Source organism: Mesorhizobium sp. Mes31 (genome assembly GCF_024519675.1).
Lineage (GTDB): Bacteria > Pseudomonadota > Alphaproteobacteria > Rhizobiales > Rhizobiaceae > Mesorhizobium.
The window spans coordinates 65,227-81,054 of the sequence record NZ_JALJRL010000002.1 but is presented as its reverse complement, the minus strand read 5'-3'; the positions used below and the strand labels follow the sequence as shown (position 1 = coordinate 81,054).

Below are 15,828 nucleotides of genomic sequence, written 5' to 3'. Positions count from 1 at the left end.
GCGCGGCCACGAACGGACGATCAAATCACTGCCATGCAAAGCTTGAAAATCCTGCTGCTCGGCGTCGCGATCGGATCGGCAACCGCTCTTCCCGCCGCCGCCTCCTCGTCGGCGTGGTACAATAGCGAAGGCGGCAAGGTCCGGCTGGTGACGAGCGGCAAACCCGATGAGGCCGGTCGCATCCAGGGTGTTCTCGACATAGCGCTCAAACCCGGCTGGAAGACCTACTGGCGCGACCCGGGCGACGCCGGCGTGCCGCCACAGCTCGACATTTCGGCCAGCACCAACATCGCCGAGGCCAGACTTTCCTTCCCGGCACCGCAGCGTCACGACGACGGCTATGGCAAATGGGCGGGCTACGACTATCCGGTTTCGCTGCCGGTGGTGTTCACGCTGTCGGCGGCGAAGGATCCCGCCGTCATCGACGCCGACATTTTTCTCGGCATTTGTGAAACGATCTGTATCCCCGTGCAAACGCGGCTGACTGTCGACCCCGCCTCAGACCCGGACAATGCCGACGACGCGGCGCTGGTGGAGGCGGGTTTCACAGCATTGCCGGCGCCCGCAAGGCCGGATTTCGGCATCAACGTCCTGCCCGGCGACCACGAAACGCTGGTTGTCGAGGCGAGCTTCCCCGGCGATCCGCAAGCCGCGGATTTCTTTGTTGCCGGCGAGCGGGATTACATGTTCGGCTCTCCTGTCCGCAGCGAAAAGGACGGCAAGCTGATTTTCACCGTGCCGATCCTCGACCGCCCTTCGACGACGCCCACGGATGGCGGACTTCACTACACGCTGACGAGTTCGGCCGGCGCCGTCGAAGGGGTTCTGCCTTTCCCTTGATCCAGCTTGCCCAAACGATTGCAGGAAGCCGCTGAGTTCGCTACGCAAGCAAACATTCTTCCCCATCCCCCAAGCGAGGAACTCATGACCATTTCCGTTGGCGACAAGCTGCCCGAGGTGACCTTCAAGACGATGACCGCCGACGGCGCGAAGGCGATCACTTCGGCCGAGATCTTCTCCGGCAAGAAGGTCGTGCTGTTCGGCGTCCCCGGCGCCTTCACGCCGACCTGCAGCAACAACCACCTGCCCGGCTATCTCGAAAACCATGACGCCATCCTGGCGCGCGGCGTCGATACGATCGCCGTCGTTTCGGTCAACGACGTCCACGTCATGGGCGCCTGGGCGCGCTTCACCGGCGGCGAGGGCAAGATCCTCTATCTCGCCGACGGCAGCGGTGATTTCGCCAAGGCGGTCGGCCTCGACAACGACCTTTCGGCAGGCGGCATGGGGCTGCGCTCGAAGCGTTTTTCGATGATCGTGGAGGACGGCAAGGTGACGGCGCTCAATGTCGAGACCAAACCCGGTGTCGACAAAAGCGGCGCGGCTCACATTCTCGGACAGCTCTGAACATCCACGACAGCGTCGGGCCTGGGTACCGTCCAGACCTGACGTTTGCGCTTGTACTCCAGACCTGCCTGCTTTTGGGGGGACTTCGAACGATGTCTGATATCTTCTGGCGCGCGATCGTGATCGGCATCGGCGCCACGGCGCTGATGGATATCTGGGCGATTTTCCTGAACACGGTGTTTGCCCAACCGCGGTCGAACTGGGGACTGGTCGGCCGCTGGGTCTGGCATCTCAGGGAAGGCAAGGTCTTTCACAACGATATCGGCGATGCCGCGCCCTATGCGCATGAGACAGCGCTGGGCTGGGGCTTTCACTATTTGGTCGGCATCGTCTACGGCATCATCCTGGTGGCGCTGGCAGGAGCGGCCTGGCTGGCAACGCCGACATTCCTGCCGGCCTTCATCCTGGGCATCGTCACCGTCGGCGCCGGCTGGTTCCTGCTGGCGCCGGGCATGGGCGCTGGCTGGGCGGCTTCAAAGCGGCCCAATGCCATGAAAATCCGGGCGCTCAACCTCGTTTCGCACACCGTGTTCGCGCTCGGGCTTTACGGCACGGCGCTGCTGATCCGCTAAAGGCGGACGGATTCGCTCAATAGCTCTGTGTCGAGCGCCGCGCCTTTGCCACCGTCGGCCGCTTTGCCTGCGCTGCTGGCTCCGGCGCCGCGGCAGGCCTGAACGGGCCTTTCTTGAACGGCGCCATGCCTTCGCGCGCGAGTTCGTCGGCGCGCTCGTTCTCGGTGTGGCCGGCATGGCCCTTGACCCAGTTCCAGGTGACCTTGTGGCGCCGGTTGGCTTCATCCAGCGCCTGCCACAGCTCGCCGTTCTTGACCGGTTTCTTGTCGGCGGTCTTCCAGCCGTTCTTCTTCCAGCCGTGGATCCACTTGGAAATGCCGTCCATGACATATTTGCTGTCGGTATGAAGGTCGACGGTGCAAGGCTCCTTCAGCGCGTTCAGCGCCGAAATGGCGGCGAGAAGTTCCATACGGTTGTTGGTCGTCTCCGCCTCGCCGCCGGAAAGTTCCTTGGTGGTGCCGTTGAAGCGCAGGATCGCGCCCCAGCCGCCGGGCCCGGGATTGCCCGAACAAGCGCCGTCGGTGAAGATCTCAACCTGTTTGCTCATGCCAATCCATATTCCGAAGGAGATCTGATCGCCCGATGGAACCGCATCCTGCGGATATACTCGGTCGGGTCGCGTTTCATCACCAGCCCGCCATCGGGAACGGTCAACCAGTCGTAGAGCCGGGTCAGCATGAAACGCAATGCCGAGCCGCGCGCCAGGATCGGCAGCGCTGCCTTCTCCTGGTCGCTCAAGGGACGCACGCTCTGATAGCTCGCAAGCAACGCCCTGCCCTTGGTGAGGTTGAAGGAAAAATCCTTCTCGAAGCACCAGGCGTTGAGGCACGTTGCGACATCATAGGCGTAGAGATCGTTGCAGGCGAAATAGAAGTCGATAAGGCCGGAGAGTTTTTCGCCGAGGAAAAAGACGTTGTCCGGGAAAAGATCGGCATGGATGATGCCTCGAGGAAGGTTCTTCGGCCAGTTCCGCTCGAAGTCGGCGAAATCGGCGTCGACCTCTGCCGCCAGGCCTGGCTCAACCTCGTCGGCCCGCCCGTGGGACGCATTCCAAAGCTTGCGCCAGCCGTCGATGGCGAGCGCATTCGGACGGGTCATCGGAAAATCGGCGCCGGCCAGGTGCAGGGCCGCCAGCGCCTTGCCGACCTCCGCGCAATGCGCTGATGTCGGCCGCCGCAGTGAAAGCCCTTCCAGGAAGGTGATGATCACGGCCGGCCGGCCGGCGAGCGTGCCGATGACGCTGCCATCATGAGCGGTCACGGGCAGCGGGCAGGACACCCCTTTTTTGGCGAGATGGCCCATCAGGCCGAGGAAAAACGGCAGATCCGCCTTCTCGACGCGCTTTTCATAGAGCGTCAGGATGTAGGAGCCGCTCGAGGTGTGCAGCAGGAAGTTCGAGTTCTCGGTGCCTTCGGCGATGCCCTTGTAGGACAGGAGATCGCCGACCGGATAGCGCTTCAGGAATGCGCCGAGTTCGCCTTCCGCAACATCGGTGTAGACCGCCATGCGTTTTACGCGGCTCCATTGACGAAGGCCATGTCGGCCCGCGTCAGTTCGACGTCGCGCAATACTCGCATGACCGGAAAATCCTCCGTTTCCGTGGCCGTGATGGCCAGGTCGATCGTGACATCGAAGCGCTGGCGGAACGCGTCGATGATCTCGTTGACGATGATTTCGGGCGCCGACGCGCCGGCCGACAGGCCGAGCGTCGAGATGCCGGCGATGTCATTCCACGGAATCTCGGCGGCGCGCTGCACGAGAAGCGACATCGAGGCGCCGGCTCGCTCCGCCACTTCGACAAGACGCCGTGAATTGGATGAATTGGGCGCACCGACGATCAGGTAGAGATCGGCGCCGGCAGCGGTTTCCTTGACCGCTTCCTGGCGGTTGGTGGTGGCGTAGCAGATCGATTCCGCGGCCGGGGCTTGCAGGTCTGGAAAGCGATCCTGCAAGGCGCGGATGATACCGGCGGTGTCCTCCACCGACAGGGTGGTCTGGGTAACGAAGCCGAGCGCCCGCGGGTCGGCGGGCGCAAGCTTCGCGGCGTCGGCTTCGGTCTCGACCAGCGTCACCGCTCCCTCCGGCAGTTGGCCCATGGTGCCGATGACCTCGGGGTGTCCGGCATGACCGATAAGCAGCACATGACGGCCAAGCCGCTGGTGGCGCATCGCCTGCTTGTGGACCTTCGACACCAGCGGGCAAGTGGCGTCGAGATAGAAGAGGTTGCGCGCCTGGGCATCGGCCGGTACCGACTTCGGCACGCCATGCGCCGAGAACACGACCGGGCTCTGGCGATGTTCCACCGGAATCTCGGAGAGCTCTTCGATGAAGACCGCGCCAAGGCTTTGCAGCCCCTCGACGACGTAGCGGTTGTGCACGATCTCGTGGCGGACATAGACCGGCGCACCGTATTTCTTCAACGCCAACACGACGATCTGGATGGCACGGTCGACGCCGGCGCAGAAACCCCGCGGCTGGCAGAGCCGGATCGTCAGAGGAGGCTTGGTGGTTGTCTGAAGCATGAATCCGGGCCGGTTGATCAGAGCCGAAATGAGGTGCGCACCCCCGCCCTGTCAAGGGCGTCGGTAGAAAGGGGGGCGTCGGTCGCGTTCATTCCTCTTTCACGGGTCGGCGAAGCCGCAGGATGAGCACGGCGGCGAGTGCCGCGGCAAGCCCGTACCAGGTCACGGCATATTGCAAATGGCTGTTCGGCAGGTCGATGATGGTGACGCCGCCGACCGGCAGCCCGCCTGGATTGGGCGCCTTGCCGGCGTCGATGAAGATTGGCACCAGCGTGGCGCCCGCCGGCAGTCCGGCGCTCGCCGCCATCGCGTCGCGATCCTTCCAGTAGAAGATGTTCTTCGCCACGTCGTTGTCGGGAAGCATCATCGACGGCTTTGCCGGCAGCGGGTTGCGGGCAAGCCCCGTGATCGTCACCTTCCCCGCCACCTGCCCTTGCGAACGCTTGGCAGCATCTTTCAGGTCGTAAGGCACGAAGCCGCGATTGATCAGGACGAAGCGGCCATCGCCGAGGGCGAGCGGTGTGTAGACGTTGAAGCCGGCTTCACCTTCCCACGTTGCATAGAAATGCCGTTCGCCCGAATGCAGGAAGGTGCCGGTGACGGTCACCGGCGTATAGTCGACGTCCCCTGTGGAGGCGAACTCTTTCTCAACTTCGGCCAGCGGCCGTGGCGCCGAATGGGTGCGCTCGTCGATGGTCTGGAGAAGACTTTCCTTCCAGTGCAGTCGCTGCACCTGCCAGGTGCCAAGCGCCAGCAGGATCACCAGCAGCACCAAGCCGAGGCCGAGCAGCAAAGCGGTCCTTGGCCGCGAACGGCCGCCACCTCTAACGGACGCCTCGCTCATTCACCGCGATCCAGCCGGCCCTCGGCCGCCTTGTTGCGATATTGCAGGGTGAGCAACACGCCCTTGATCAGCCGGAGCGCCGTCAGGCACAGCACGATGGCCAGTGGGATCCAGAGCAGCAGATGCAGCCAGAGCGGTGGGCTCAGCGTGACCTCAACCCAGAGCGCCAGGCCGACAATCAGGAAGCCTATGATCAGGATGACGAAGACCGCCGGCCCGTCACCGGCATCGGCGTAGGAATAATCGAGGCCGCAATTGGAGCAGCGCTTGCCGACGGTGAGGAAGCCGGAAAACAGTCGCCCCTCGCCACAGCGCGGGCAACGGCCGTGCAGTCCGGCCGAAATCGGATCGATCGGAGGCCAGATCGCCTTGTCGTCGCTCATTGTCTACCACTCGATCTCGATGGTGTGCCATCGGCCGCCATCGCCCAGTTCTCGTCCATTTCGGAATCCGTAACCGCAATGCAGCCATCGGTCCAGCCGACCAATTGAAGCAGCCAGCCCACCAGCCAAAACTATTTGGTCGGCCCTGGATCGTATCGACCGGCGATCATTGCACTGAAAAGAAAAAGGCGGCCGCGTCGCCGCGGCCGCCTCCTTGTTTCCTCGGACCGGTATCAGTGGCCTTCGATCACCGCGCCGACCGATCCCCAGACGTAGATCGACGCAAACAGGAACAGCCAGACCACGTCGACGAAGTGCCAATACCAGGCCGCGGCCTCGAAGCCGAAATGCTGCTTGGGGGTGAAATCGCCCTTCATTGCCCTGATCAGGCAGACCAGCAGGAAGATTGTGCCGATGATGACATGGAAACCATGGAAGCCGGTGGCCATGAAGAAGGTGGCGCCGTAGATGGAATCCTTGAAGGCGAACGGCGCATGCATGTACTCGTAGGCCTGCACCATGGTGAACAGCATGCCGAGGCCGACAGTCAGGGCGAGACCGTTGATCAGCCCCTTGCGATCGCCATGGATGAGCGAGTGGTGCGCCCAGGTGACCGTGGTGCCCGACAGCAGCAGGATGACGGTGTTGTAGAGCGGCAGGTGGAAAGGATCGAGAACCTCCATGCCCTTCGGCGGCCAGACACCACCGGTGAACGCAGTACGCGCGTAATTCTGAACCTCGCTGGGGAACAGGCTGGCATCGAAAAAGGCCCAGAACCAGGCGACGAAGAACATCACTTCCGAGGCAATGAACATGATCATGCCGTAGCGCAGGTGGAGCGATACCACCCGTGTGTGATGGCCCTCATGCGCTTCCTTGATCGTATCCGACCACCAGGCGAACATGGTGTAGAGGACGATCGCCATGCCGATGAAGAACAGCCACGGATTGGCGATGTTGAAGCCGAAGATCGGGAAGTTGCCGGCCTTGAGATACTGCATCAGGCAGACGCCACCGATCGCGGTCACCAACGCGCCGACGGACCCCAGGAAAGGCCACGGGCTCGGGTCTACGAGATGGTAGTCATGGTGTGGTTTTGCGTGCGCGTCTGCCATATCAACCCCCGAGATTTGCTTCGGTATTCGAAATTGTCTTGCTGCCTTTGACCGGCACCGATGATGCAACCGGCTTGCTCTTCTCGACCGGGAACATCGTATAGGACAGAGTGATCGTTTTCACGTCCTTCAGTTCCGGCACGTTCACGATATCGGGATCCACATAGAACACGACCGGCATGTCCAGCGTCTGGCCGGGCTTCAGCGTCGTATCGGTGAAGCAGAAGCACTCGACCTTGTTGAAGTAGGGACCCGCGAGTTCCGGCTGCACATTGAAGGTGGCCCGGCCGGTAACGGGGCGATCAAACTTGTTGACGGCCTGGTACTGCGCCTGCACCGTCTCGCCGATCTTCATCGTCATCGATCGTTGGACCGGCTGGAATTGCCACGGCACGCCGGCAATGTTGGCATCGAAACGGACGGTGATGTCGCGGTCGAGCACGCGGCCGGCATATTGCTTCTCGGCACGTTGCGTCTTACCGCCATAGCCGGTCGCCTGGCAGAACATCTTGTAGAGCGGCACCGCGGCATAGGCCATGCCGATCATGCCGGTGAAGAAAGCAAGGCAGAGCGCCGCAACTATGACGTTGCCGTTGTTCCTGCCCGGTCTTTTGGACGTTTCGACGCTCATCACATCGTGCCCAGGTTGTGGCCGAACTTGACGATCGTCGCGATATAGAAAATGACGACCAGCACGGCCAAAGCCAGGCCGATGGCGATGGAACGGTTGCGCCTGGCCTTCCTCTGACGCTCGGTCAACGTGACCAGTTCGAGCTTTTCTTCGATCATGGTCATGCTCCACCCATGGCAAGGACACGCTCGACGACGCTGTCGGCAAGATAGGCGGCGAAGATGGCGAAGAGATAAAGCAACGAATAGGCGAACAAGGCCTTGGCCGGCTTCATCACGCGGTCGCCGTCGGCCATCGCCAGCACCTTCCACGCGTACCAGACGAAACCGGCGCCAAGCAGCACGGCGGCCACGCCATAGACGGGCGTGGTGTAGCCAAGCAGCCATGGCAGCACGCCAACAGGGGCCAGCACCAGCGCGTAGGCGAAGATCTGGCGGCGGGTTGAAGCCTGGCCGGCGACATTCGGCATCATCGGAATGCCGGCGCGTTCGTAGTCCTCGGACTTAAACAGCGCCAGCGCCCAGAAATGCGGCGGCGTCCAGAGGAAGATGATCAGGAACAGGATCAGGCTTTCGAGGCTGACCGTTCCGGTCACCGCTGCCCAACCAATGACCGGCGGAATGGCACCGGCAGCCCCGCCGATGACGATGTTCTGCGGGGTCCAGCGCTTCAGCCACATCGTGTAGACGACGGCGTAGAAGAAGATGGTGAAGGCCAGCAGCGTCGCCGACAGCCAGTTGACCAGAACGCCCAGCGTCATCACCGACAGCACCGACAGCACCAGGCCGAAGCTCAGCGCCTCGTGCGGCTGGATGCGGCCGGCCGGGACCGGACGGCTCGCGGTCCTGGTCATCACGGCATCGATGTCGGCATCATACCACATGTTAAGCGCGCCCGACGCGCCGGCGCCGATGGCGATCGACAGGATGGCGATCACCGCCAGCAGCGGGTTGACGGTCACGGGTGCGGCGACCAGGCCGACAAAGGCGGTGAACACCACCAGCGACATGACGCGCGGCTTCAGCAGGGCGAAGAAATCGCCTGCCGTCGCTTCCGACATGCGAAAGCCCGCTTCGTCAATCAATGGGTCGTCGACAAGGGCCATGCGTACTTAAGTCCATCATTCCGTTTGGCCAAAACCGCCGGCGGACCGGCGGCTTCGATTCCATGCAGGCTGCCGCCTTACTTGATCTTCGGCAGCTGCTCCCACTGGTGGAACGGCGGCGGCGAAGGCAGCTGCCATTCCAGTGTCGTCGCGCCCTCACCCCACGGATTGGCACCGGCCACCCGCTTCTTCTGGAAGGCTTCGAACACACCGTAGAGGAAGATCATGACGCCGACGGCCGAGATATACGAACCGTAGGAGGACACCATGTTCCAGCCCGCGAATGCGTCCGGATAGTCGATGGTGCGGCGCGGCATGCCGGCGAGGCCGAGGAAGTGCTGCGGGAAGAAGATCAGGTTGACGCCGACGAACGTGACCCAGAAGTGGGTGTTGGCGATAACCGGCGAGTACATGTAGCCGGTCATCTTCGGGAACCAGTAGTACCAGCCGGCGAAGATGGCGAAGACCGCACCCAAGGACAGCACGTAGTGGAAGTGCGCGATCACGAAATAGGTGTCATGCAGCGAGCGGTCGAGGCCGGCGTTGGCCAGCTGGACGCCGGTGACGCCACCAATCGTGAACAGGAAGATGAAGCCCAGCGCCCACAGCATCGGCGGCTTGAACGAAATCGATCCGCCCCACATCGTGGCGATCCAGGAGAAGATCTTCACGCCCGTCGGCACCGCGATGACCATGGTGGCGAAGACGAAATAGCGCTGCGTGTCGAGCGACAGGCCGGTCGTATACATGTGGTGCGCCCAGACGATGAAGCCCACCGCACCGATCGCCACCATGGCATAGGCCATGCCGAGATAGCCGAACACCGGCTTCTTCGAGAAGGTCGAGACGATGTGGCTGATGATGCCGAAGCCCGGCAGGATCAGGATGTACACTTCCGGGTGACCGAAGAACCAGAACAGGTGCTGGAACAGGATCGGGTCGCCGCCGCCGTCCGGTGCGAAGAAGGTCGTTCCGAAGTTACGGTCGGTCAACAGCATGGTGATGCCGCCGGCAAGCACCGGAAGCGACAGCAGCAGCAGGAATGCGGTGACCAGCACCGACCACGCAAACAGCGGCATCTTGTGCAGCGTCATGCCGGGAGCGCGCATGTTGAAGATGGTGGTGATGAAGTTGATGGCGCCGAGGATCGACGACGCGCCGGCAATGTGGATCGACAGGATCGCCAGATCCATCGCCGGTCCAGGCTGACCCGAGGTCGAAAGCGGCGGATAGAGCGTCCAGCCGCCGCCGACGCCAAAGGCGCCCGGCGCGCTCGGCACGAACATCGAGGTGAGCAGCAGGATGAAGGCCGGCGGCAGCAGCCAGAAGGAAATGTTGTTCATGCGCGGGAACGCCATGTCGGGCGCGCCAATCATGATCGGAACCATCCAGTTGGCAAAACCGCCGATCAGCGCCGGCATGACCATGAAGAAGATCATGATCAGCGCGTGCGCGGTGGCGAAGGCATTGTACATGCTCTTGCCGCCGTCGATCGCTGCATCACCGTTCATGCCGTAGACCATCTGCGCGAGGCCACTGAAAATCTGGATGCCCGGCTCCTGCAGCTCCATGCGGATAGCCACGGACAGGGCGCCGCCGATGATGCCGGCGAAGATCGCGAAGATCAGATAGAGCGTCCCGATGTCCTTGTGGTTGGTCGAATAAACCCAGCGGACCCAGCCGTGATAAGGCTTGTGGTCGTGCCCGTCGTGAGCTGCAGCGTCTGCCATGTTCCGCTCCGTTCCCTGATCTTTTCTGGCCGCGGCGTCAGTTGCCGGCGACCGCTACCTTGTTCTGGCCGTCGACCTCAGCCATCAGCGCCTTGTTGGCGCCGGGCAGATTGGTTTTGGCTGCTGCCAGCCAGCTGTTGAATTGCGCGTCGGACACCACGCGGATGGCGATCGGCATGAAAGCGTGATCCTTGCCGCAGAGCTGCGAGCACTGACCGTAGTAGAGGCCTTCCTTCTCCGCCTTGAACCAGGTCTCGTTGGTGCGACCGGGAACCGCGTCCATCTTGATGCCGAACGACGGCATGGCGAAGGAGTGGATCACATCGGTTGCGGTCACCAGCACGCGGGTCATGGTATTCACTGGCACAACCATCTCGTTGTCGACGGCAAGCAGGCGAGGATAGACCTTGCGATCCTCCTTGCCGGCAGCCGCCCGATCCGCGTCCTGGAGGACCGCGGAATTGAAGGAAAGCGTGCTCCCGGTCTGGTATTCGTAGTCCCAGTTCCACTGGTTGCCAGTCGCCTTGACGGTCAGCTTGGCTTCCTCCGGCGGCGTATATTGCGCCGTCAAAAGCTGGAACGAAGGTATGGCGAGGCAGAGCAGGACGACGACCGGACCAACAGTCCAGACCACCTCGATCAGCGTGTTGTGGCTGGTCTTCGAGGGGACCGGGTTTGCACTCGCACGGAATCTGACGATGCAGTAAGCGAGAAGAAGCAGCACCAGGACGGTGATCGGGATGATGAACCACATCGTGTAGTTTCCGAACCACTCGATCTGCCGCATGATGTCGGTAGCCGGCGCCTGGAAGGTGGTCTGCCATGCCACCGGCTGGTCGGCATTGGCGGGTGTGCCGGCGAAAAACGTGGCAGCGGCCCCAGCACTTGCTAGAAACTTGGCGCTTGCTAGGAATTTTCTCATCGCCCTCATCGTCTCCCAGTTCCTCGCGGTTGCGGTGCGAGAATATCGAACAATGCCGGGACGGGAATCCCGACAGTCTCAAGCTGGTTCAAACCATACTCTTTTTCCCTCCGCAAGAAAGGAGCGGACGAAACCGTGCGGCATTTTTGCGCGCAAGCCAGGATGAGCCCTTGAAGGCAGCAGCGGAGGCCCCGAATCGCATATGTTCGGCCACTGGCCGCATTCTTGCGGGCCCTGCGTAGCGAACGTCGCAATTCGGGCGAAATTGGCTAGGAAAAGCGCCGTGTTGGCTTTTTCGGGGCAGACCGGTTGCGGTCTCATCCTTTACTTGGCTTTGGCGCGGCTTAAAGTGCCGTGATTCGCAATGGAGCCGTCATGAACTCTTGGCTTTCGAGACTTGGGCTTTCGAGAACCTTGGCGAAGGTCAGCTTTCTCGCCGCCTTGTCCGTGATGGGCTTGTCTGCAATCGGCTTGTCCGGCACCAGCCAGGCCAATGCCGCGCAGCCGAGCGGCACTGTCCGCTCGACGCATGGCGCGTGGTCGATCATCTGCGACACGCCGGCCGGCGCCACCTCGGAGCAATGCGTGATGATGCAGAACGTCGTCGCCGAGGATCGCCCCGAGATGGGGCTGTCGGTCGTCGTGCTGCGCACCGCCGACAACAAGGCGGAGATCCTGCGCGTGCTGGCGCCGCTGGGCGTGCTTTTGCCCAACGGGCTCGGCCTCAATGTCGACGGCAAGGATATCGGCCGCGCCTATTTCGTGCGCTGCTTCCAGGACGGCTGCTACGCCGAGGTCATTCTCGAAAAGCCTCTGCTCGACACGTTGAAGACCGGCACATCGGCCACTTTCATCGTCTTCCAGACCCCGGAAGAAGGCATCGGCATTCCGGTCGACCTCAAGGGTTTCGCCGACGGTTTCGCCGCCCTGCCCTGAGCAGTTCTCTTCCTGAGAGACTTTTTTGCACGGACGCGCGTGCACCATCGCTTTGCCGTAGCGCATTGCCGAAACGCCCGGCCGCGCCTACATCGGCAAAAGAAAACTTCTCCAGGGATGCGCCATGAACAGCCTGATAGGCCAATTTGACATTTCCGACGACCGCATCAAGCAGATCGTCGCCGACACCATCAATGGCGCGGACGACGGCGAGCTGTTCCTCGAATACAGCGAGAGCGAGGCGCTGATGTTCGACAATGGCCGGCTGAAGACCGCCAACTTCAACACGGACCAGGGCTTCGGGCTGCGTGCCGTTGCCGGCGAAGCCAGCGGCTATGCCCATTCCAGCGATCTCTCGGAAGCCTCGCTGCTACGCGCGGCCGATGCCGTGTCCACCGTCAAGGGCGGCTATTCCGGCACGCTTGCCGCGGCCCCCGCCCGTACCAATCGCCATCTCTATGGAGACGAGAACCCGATCCCCTCGCCTTCCTTCGAGGTCAAGGCGAAGCTGCTGCAGGAAATCGACGCTTGGCTGCGCGCCGAGGACCCGCGCGTTCGCCAGGTTTCGGCATCGCTCGCAGCCTCCTGGCAGCATATCGAAATCGTGCGCGCCGACGGCCAGGTGGTGCGCGATATCCGCCCGCTGGTCCGGATCAACGTCTCTGTCGTCGTCGGCAATGGTGATCGCCAGGAGAGCGGCTCCTACGGCATGGGCGGACGCAAGGCTTTCGGCGACTTTCTCGTCGAGGACAGCTGGAAGCACGCCGCCAAGGAGGCGCTCAGGCAAGCGCTGGTCAACCTCGAGGCCATTCCGGCGCCGGCCGGGACCTTCGACATCGTGCTGTCCAGCGGATGGCCGGGCGTCATGCTGCACGAGGCCGTCGGCCATGGCCTCGAAGGCGACTTCAACCGCAAGAAGACCTCGGCCTTCGCCGGCCTGCTGGGTCAGCAGGTCGCCGCCAAGGGCGTCAGCGTCGTCGACGACGGCACCATGCCCGAGCGGCGCGGCTCGCTCACCGTCGACGACGAAGGCACGCCTTCGGCTCGCAATGTCCTGATCGAGGACGGCAAACTGGTCGGCTACATGCAGGATCGCCAGAACGCCCGGCTGATGGGCATGAAGGCCACCGGCAACGGTCGGCGCGAAGGCTATGCGCACCAGCCGATGCCGCGCATGACCAACACCTACATGACAGCGGGCGACATGGAGCCGGACGAAATCATCGCCTCGGTCAAGAACGGCATCTATGCCGTCTCCTTCGGCGGCGGCCAGGTCGACATCACCTCGGGCAAATTCGTGTTCGGTTGCACCGAGGCCTACATGATCGAGAACGGCAAGGTGACGCAGCCGATCAAGGGCGCCATGCTGATCGGCAACGGGCCGGATGCCATGCACCGCGTTTCGATGGTCGGCAACGACATGAAGCTCGATACCGGCATCGGCATGTGCGGCAAGGCCGGCCAGGGCGTACCGGTCGGCGTCGGCCAGCCGCATCTCAGGATGAACCAGATGACGGTGGGTGGCACGCGGGTTTGATCGAGGAAACCTAGGCTCGCATCGAACCTTGGTTGCCTTGCTTGCTTCGACCTCAGCGACGGCGCTTCGGCTTCTCCAGCAGCGCCACCGCCTCGACGTGGGATGACCACAGGAACTGGTCAATCGGCGTCACGCTTTTCAAGGTGTAGCCGCCGTCGATGAGGATGCGCAAATCCCGCGCCAGCGTCACCGGATTGCAGGACACCGCGGCAACGAACGGAACATCCGAGCGGGCGATCTGCTTCGACTGGTCCTCAGCGCCGGCGCGCGGTGGGTCGAACACCAGACCGTCGAAGGCGTTCAGTTCCTTGAACGTCAGCGGCCGGCGGAACAGGTCGCGGCGTTCGCCCGTCACCCGCTTCAGTCCGGTCGCGAAGCGTGCCCCCCGGTCGAGCGCCGACAGTGCCGCCGCGTCGCCTTCTACAGCATGGACTTCCGACTTCGCCGCAAGCCTGAGCGCAAAGCTGCCGCAGCCGGCGAAAAGATCGGCGACCTTCTTGGCACGTTTCACATGTTCGCCGACGATATCGGCCATCGTCTGTTCGGCGGCCGCTGTCGCCTGCAGGAAAGCGCCCGGCGGAACGGCGACCGCGACGCCGCCGAACATGACCACCGGCTTCTTCGGCTCGATGACGATTTCGTCGTCGATCGAAAGCCGGGCAAATCCCTGAGCCATGACGAAGTTGGAGGCGACCCGACGCTGGTTCTCACCCAGTTTCCCGGACTCATAGACCGCGATGTCAAGGCCCGACCCCGTCACGGTGACCGCCATCCGGAACGATTTGGTGGTGGCGCAAACCAGTTCGGCGAGTGCCTTCAACCGGTCGAGCGCGGCGACGATCTCTGGCAGAGAGATCGGGCATTCCGATATCGGGATGATTTCCGGCGACAGGTGGCGATTGAAGCCGAGCAGCATGCCCGTTTCGGCGCGCCGGCCGGCGAGCACCACACGGCGCCGCGTGTGCGGCGCGCAGGCGACCAACTCGCCAATCTGGCAATCGATGCCCCTCAAGGCGTGCACCACCTTGTCGCGTTTCCATTGGCGATAGGCTTCGGCTTCGAGATGCTGGAGAGCGCAACCGCCGCATTCGGTGAAATGGCGGCAGGCGGGATCGATGCGCAGCGGCGAGGTCTCCAGCACCGCCATCAGCGTGGCGCGGTCCCTTTCGCGCGCCGCGGTGACGGTTTCGCCGGGCAATGTGAAGGGAATGAACAGATCGCCGCTCTCGGTTTCGGCGATGCCGTCGCCCTGGGCGCCAAGTTTCCTGATGGTGAAGCGCGTGCTCATCGATCCTTGATCCCACCGAGCAGGAATTCGCGATTGCCGTCGCCACCCTCTATCGGCGACAGGTGCAGCCCGAGCGAGCGCCAGCCGGGAATGGTGTCCAGCCAATCCTGCAGCAGGCCGGCGACACGGGAGGCATCGTAGGGATCTTTCAGCAGGCCACCCTTGCCGATCGCTTCGCGACCCGCCTCGAATTGCGGCTTGACCAGAAACACGGCGCCGGTACCAGCCTTCGCAATGGCAAGCGCCGGCGGCAGCGCCAGTTTCAGCGAAATGAAGCTGACATCGGAGACGATGAAGTCCGGAATACGGCCGGCAAGATCGGCGGCCGCGAGGTCGCGGGCGTTCAGGCCCTCGATGACCGTTACCCGCGGATCGCCGCCGACATCGGGATGCATCTGGCCATGACCGACATCGATCGCGGTGACATGAGCAGCGCCGCGCTCAAGCAGGACCTGGGTGAAGCCGCCGGTCGAAGCGCCGATGTCGAGTGCCTCGCGGCCAGCCGGATCGAGGCCGAAATGGTCGAGCCCGCCGATCAGCTTGAGTGCCGCGCGCGACACGTAGCCTTGTGCCGGATCGTCGATGGCAATCAGGCATTGCGGCAAGACGTTCTGACCGGGCTTGCGGGCAATCACGCCGTCAACCGTGACGGCTCCGCGTTCGACCGCGTCGCGGGCACGCGAGCGACTGGCAAACAGCCCGCGCTGGACGAGCAGTTCGTCGAGCCGCTGGCGTGTGCTGGCTGGCAGAGGCGAGTTCATCGGCCTTCATGGCGAAAGCCGGCGGCGAAGGCAAGGATATTGGGCGGGACAAGGAACATCGCCGGAAAGCGGAAC

The 15,828-nt window shown here is 63.0% G+C and carries 18 protein-coding genes; 5 read left to right on the top strand and 13 right to left on the bottom strand.

The genetic code is table 11. From position 1 onward, the window contains the following. The first annotated feature begins 33 nt into the window (after positions 1-33). From NR193_RS03090 to NR193_RS03080, 3 genes are all read left to right on the top strand, one after another. A complete protein-coding gene (locus NR193_RS03090; RefSeq protein WP_256749418.1) occupies positions 34-840 on the top strand; it encodes a protein-disulfide reductase DsbD domain-containing protein in 807 nt (268 codons plus the stop codon). A gap of 84 nt (positions 841-924) precedes the next feature. Continuing rightward, positions 925-1,407, top strand: a complete 483-nt coding sequence (locus NR193_RS03085; protein WP_256749417.1) for a peroxiredoxin — start codon at positions 925-927, stop codon at positions 1,405-1,407. A gap of 92 nt (positions 1,408-1,499) precedes the next feature. Beyond that, the gene (locus tag NR193_RS03080; protein WP_256749416.1) at positions 1,500-1,979 is read left to right on the top strand and encodes a DUF2938 domain-containing protein; all 480 of its coding nucleotides are present in this window, start codon (positions 1,500-1,502) and stop codon (positions 1,977-1,979) included. Positions 1,980-1,995: 16 nt separating this feature from the next. Here NR193_RS03080 and rnhA read toward each other — a convergent pair whose 3' ends face one another. The 11 genes from rnhA to coxB form a co-directional block, all read right to left on the bottom strand. Continuing rightward, positions 1,996-2,526 carry a ribonuclease HI gene (rnhA, locus tag NR193_RS03075; protein ID WP_256749415.1) on the bottom strand — a complete coding sequence of 177 codons (531 nt, stop codon included), beginning with the start codon at positions 2,524-2,526 and terminating at the stop codon, positions 1,996-1,998. Beyond that, entirely contained in the window at positions 2,523-3,485 is a 963-nt protein-coding gene (locus NR193_RS03070; RefSeq protein ID WP_256749414.1) for a homoserine kinase, read from the bottom strand. The genes rnhA and NR193_RS03070 overlap by 4 nt, the downstream gene beginning before the upstream one ends. Positions 3,486-3,490: 5 nt before the next feature. Further along, entirely contained in the window at positions 3,491-4,501 is a 1,011-nt protein-coding gene (gene ispH, locus NR193_RS03065) for a 4-hydroxy-3-methylbut-2-enyl diphosphate reductase (protein WP_256749413.1), read from the bottom strand. An 88-nt stretch (positions 4,502-4,589) separates the two neighbouring features. After that, positions 4,590-5,345 carry an SURF1 family protein gene (locus NR193_RS03060; RefSeq protein ID WP_256749412.1) on the bottom strand — a complete coding sequence of 252 codons (756 nt, stop codon included), beginning with the start codon at positions 5,343-5,345 and terminating at the stop codon, positions 4,590-4,592. Then, entirely contained in the window at positions 5,342-5,728 is a 387-nt protein-coding gene (locus NR193_RS03055; protein ID WP_256749411.1) for a DUF983 domain-containing protein, read from the bottom strand. The genes NR193_RS03060 and NR193_RS03055 overlap by 4 nt, the downstream gene beginning before the upstream one ends. Before the next feature lie 233 nt (positions 5,729-5,961). Beyond that, the gene (locus NR193_RS03050; RefSeq protein ID WP_256749410.1) at positions 5,962-6,843 is read right to left on the bottom strand and encodes a cytochrome c oxidase subunit 3; all 882 of its coding nucleotides are present in this window, start codon (positions 6,841-6,843) and stop codon (positions 5,962-5,964) included. Between the two features lies 1 nt (position 6,844). Next, positions 6,845-7,474: a cytochrome c oxidase assembly protein gene (locus tag NR193_RS03045; RefSeq protein WP_256749409.1), complete on the bottom strand. Its 630-nt coding sequence runs from the start codon at positions 7,472-7,474 to the stop codon at positions 6,845-6,847. Next, positions 7,474-7,632 carry a hypothetical protein gene (locus NR193_RS03040; protein WP_256749839.1) on the bottom strand — a complete coding sequence of 53 codons (159 nt, stop codon included), beginning with the start codon at positions 7,630-7,632 and terminating at the stop codon, positions 7,474-7,476. Before NR193_RS03040 ends, NR193_RS03045 begins: the two co-directional genes overlap by 1 nt. 2 nt (positions 7,633-7,634) lie before the next feature. After that, the gene (locus NR193_RS03035) at positions 7,635-8,579 is read right to left on the bottom strand and encodes a heme o synthase (RefSeq protein ID WP_256749408.1); all 945 of its coding nucleotides are present in this window, start codon (positions 8,577-8,579) and stop codon (positions 7,635-7,637) included. Between the two features lie 77 nt (positions 8,580-8,656). After that, the gene (ctaD, locus tag NR193_RS03030) at positions 8,657-10,309 is read right to left on the bottom strand and encodes a cytochrome c oxidase subunit I (protein WP_256749407.1); all 1,653 of its coding nucleotides are present in this window, start codon (positions 10,307-10,309) and stop codon (positions 8,657-8,659) included. A gap of 37 nt (positions 10,310-10,346) precedes the next feature. Continuing rightward, positions 10,347-11,231: a cytochrome c oxidase subunit II gene (gene coxB, locus NR193_RS03025; protein WP_375162679.1), complete on the bottom strand. Its 885-nt coding sequence runs from the start codon at positions 11,229-11,231 to the stop codon at positions 10,347-10,349. Between the two features lie 375 nt (positions 11,232-11,606). Here coxB and NR193_RS03020 point away from each other — a divergent pair, with 375 nt between their 5' ends. Next, positions 11,607-12,167 (top strand): invasion associated locus B family protein, encoded by a 561-nt coding sequence (locus NR193_RS03020; protein ID WP_256749405.1) that lies wholly within the window; start codon positions 11,607-11,609, stop codon positions 12,165-12,167. 124 nt (positions 12,168-12,291) lie between these two features. Beyond that, a complete protein-coding gene (gene tldD, locus NR193_RS03015) occupies positions 12,292-13,704 on the top strand; it encodes a metalloprotease TldD (RefSeq protein WP_256749404.1) in 1,413 nt (470 codons plus the stop codon). 52 nt (positions 13,705-13,756) lie between these two features. Here tldD and NR193_RS03010 read toward each other — a convergent pair whose 3' ends face one another. Next, complete coding sequence (locus tag NR193_RS03010; RefSeq protein WP_256749403.1) at positions 13,757-14,992, bottom strand: class I SAM-dependent RNA methyltransferase; 1,236 nt, start codon at positions 14,990-14,992, stop codon at positions 13,757-13,759. Further along, positions 14,989-15,753 (bottom strand): TlyA family RNA methyltransferase, encoded by a 765-nt coding sequence (locus tag NR193_RS03005; RefSeq protein WP_256749402.1) that lies wholly within the window; start codon positions 15,751-15,753, stop codon positions 14,989-14,991. Before NR193_RS03005 ends, NR193_RS03010 begins: the two co-directional genes overlap by 4 nt. Positions 15,754-15,828 lie beyond the last annotated feature (75 nt).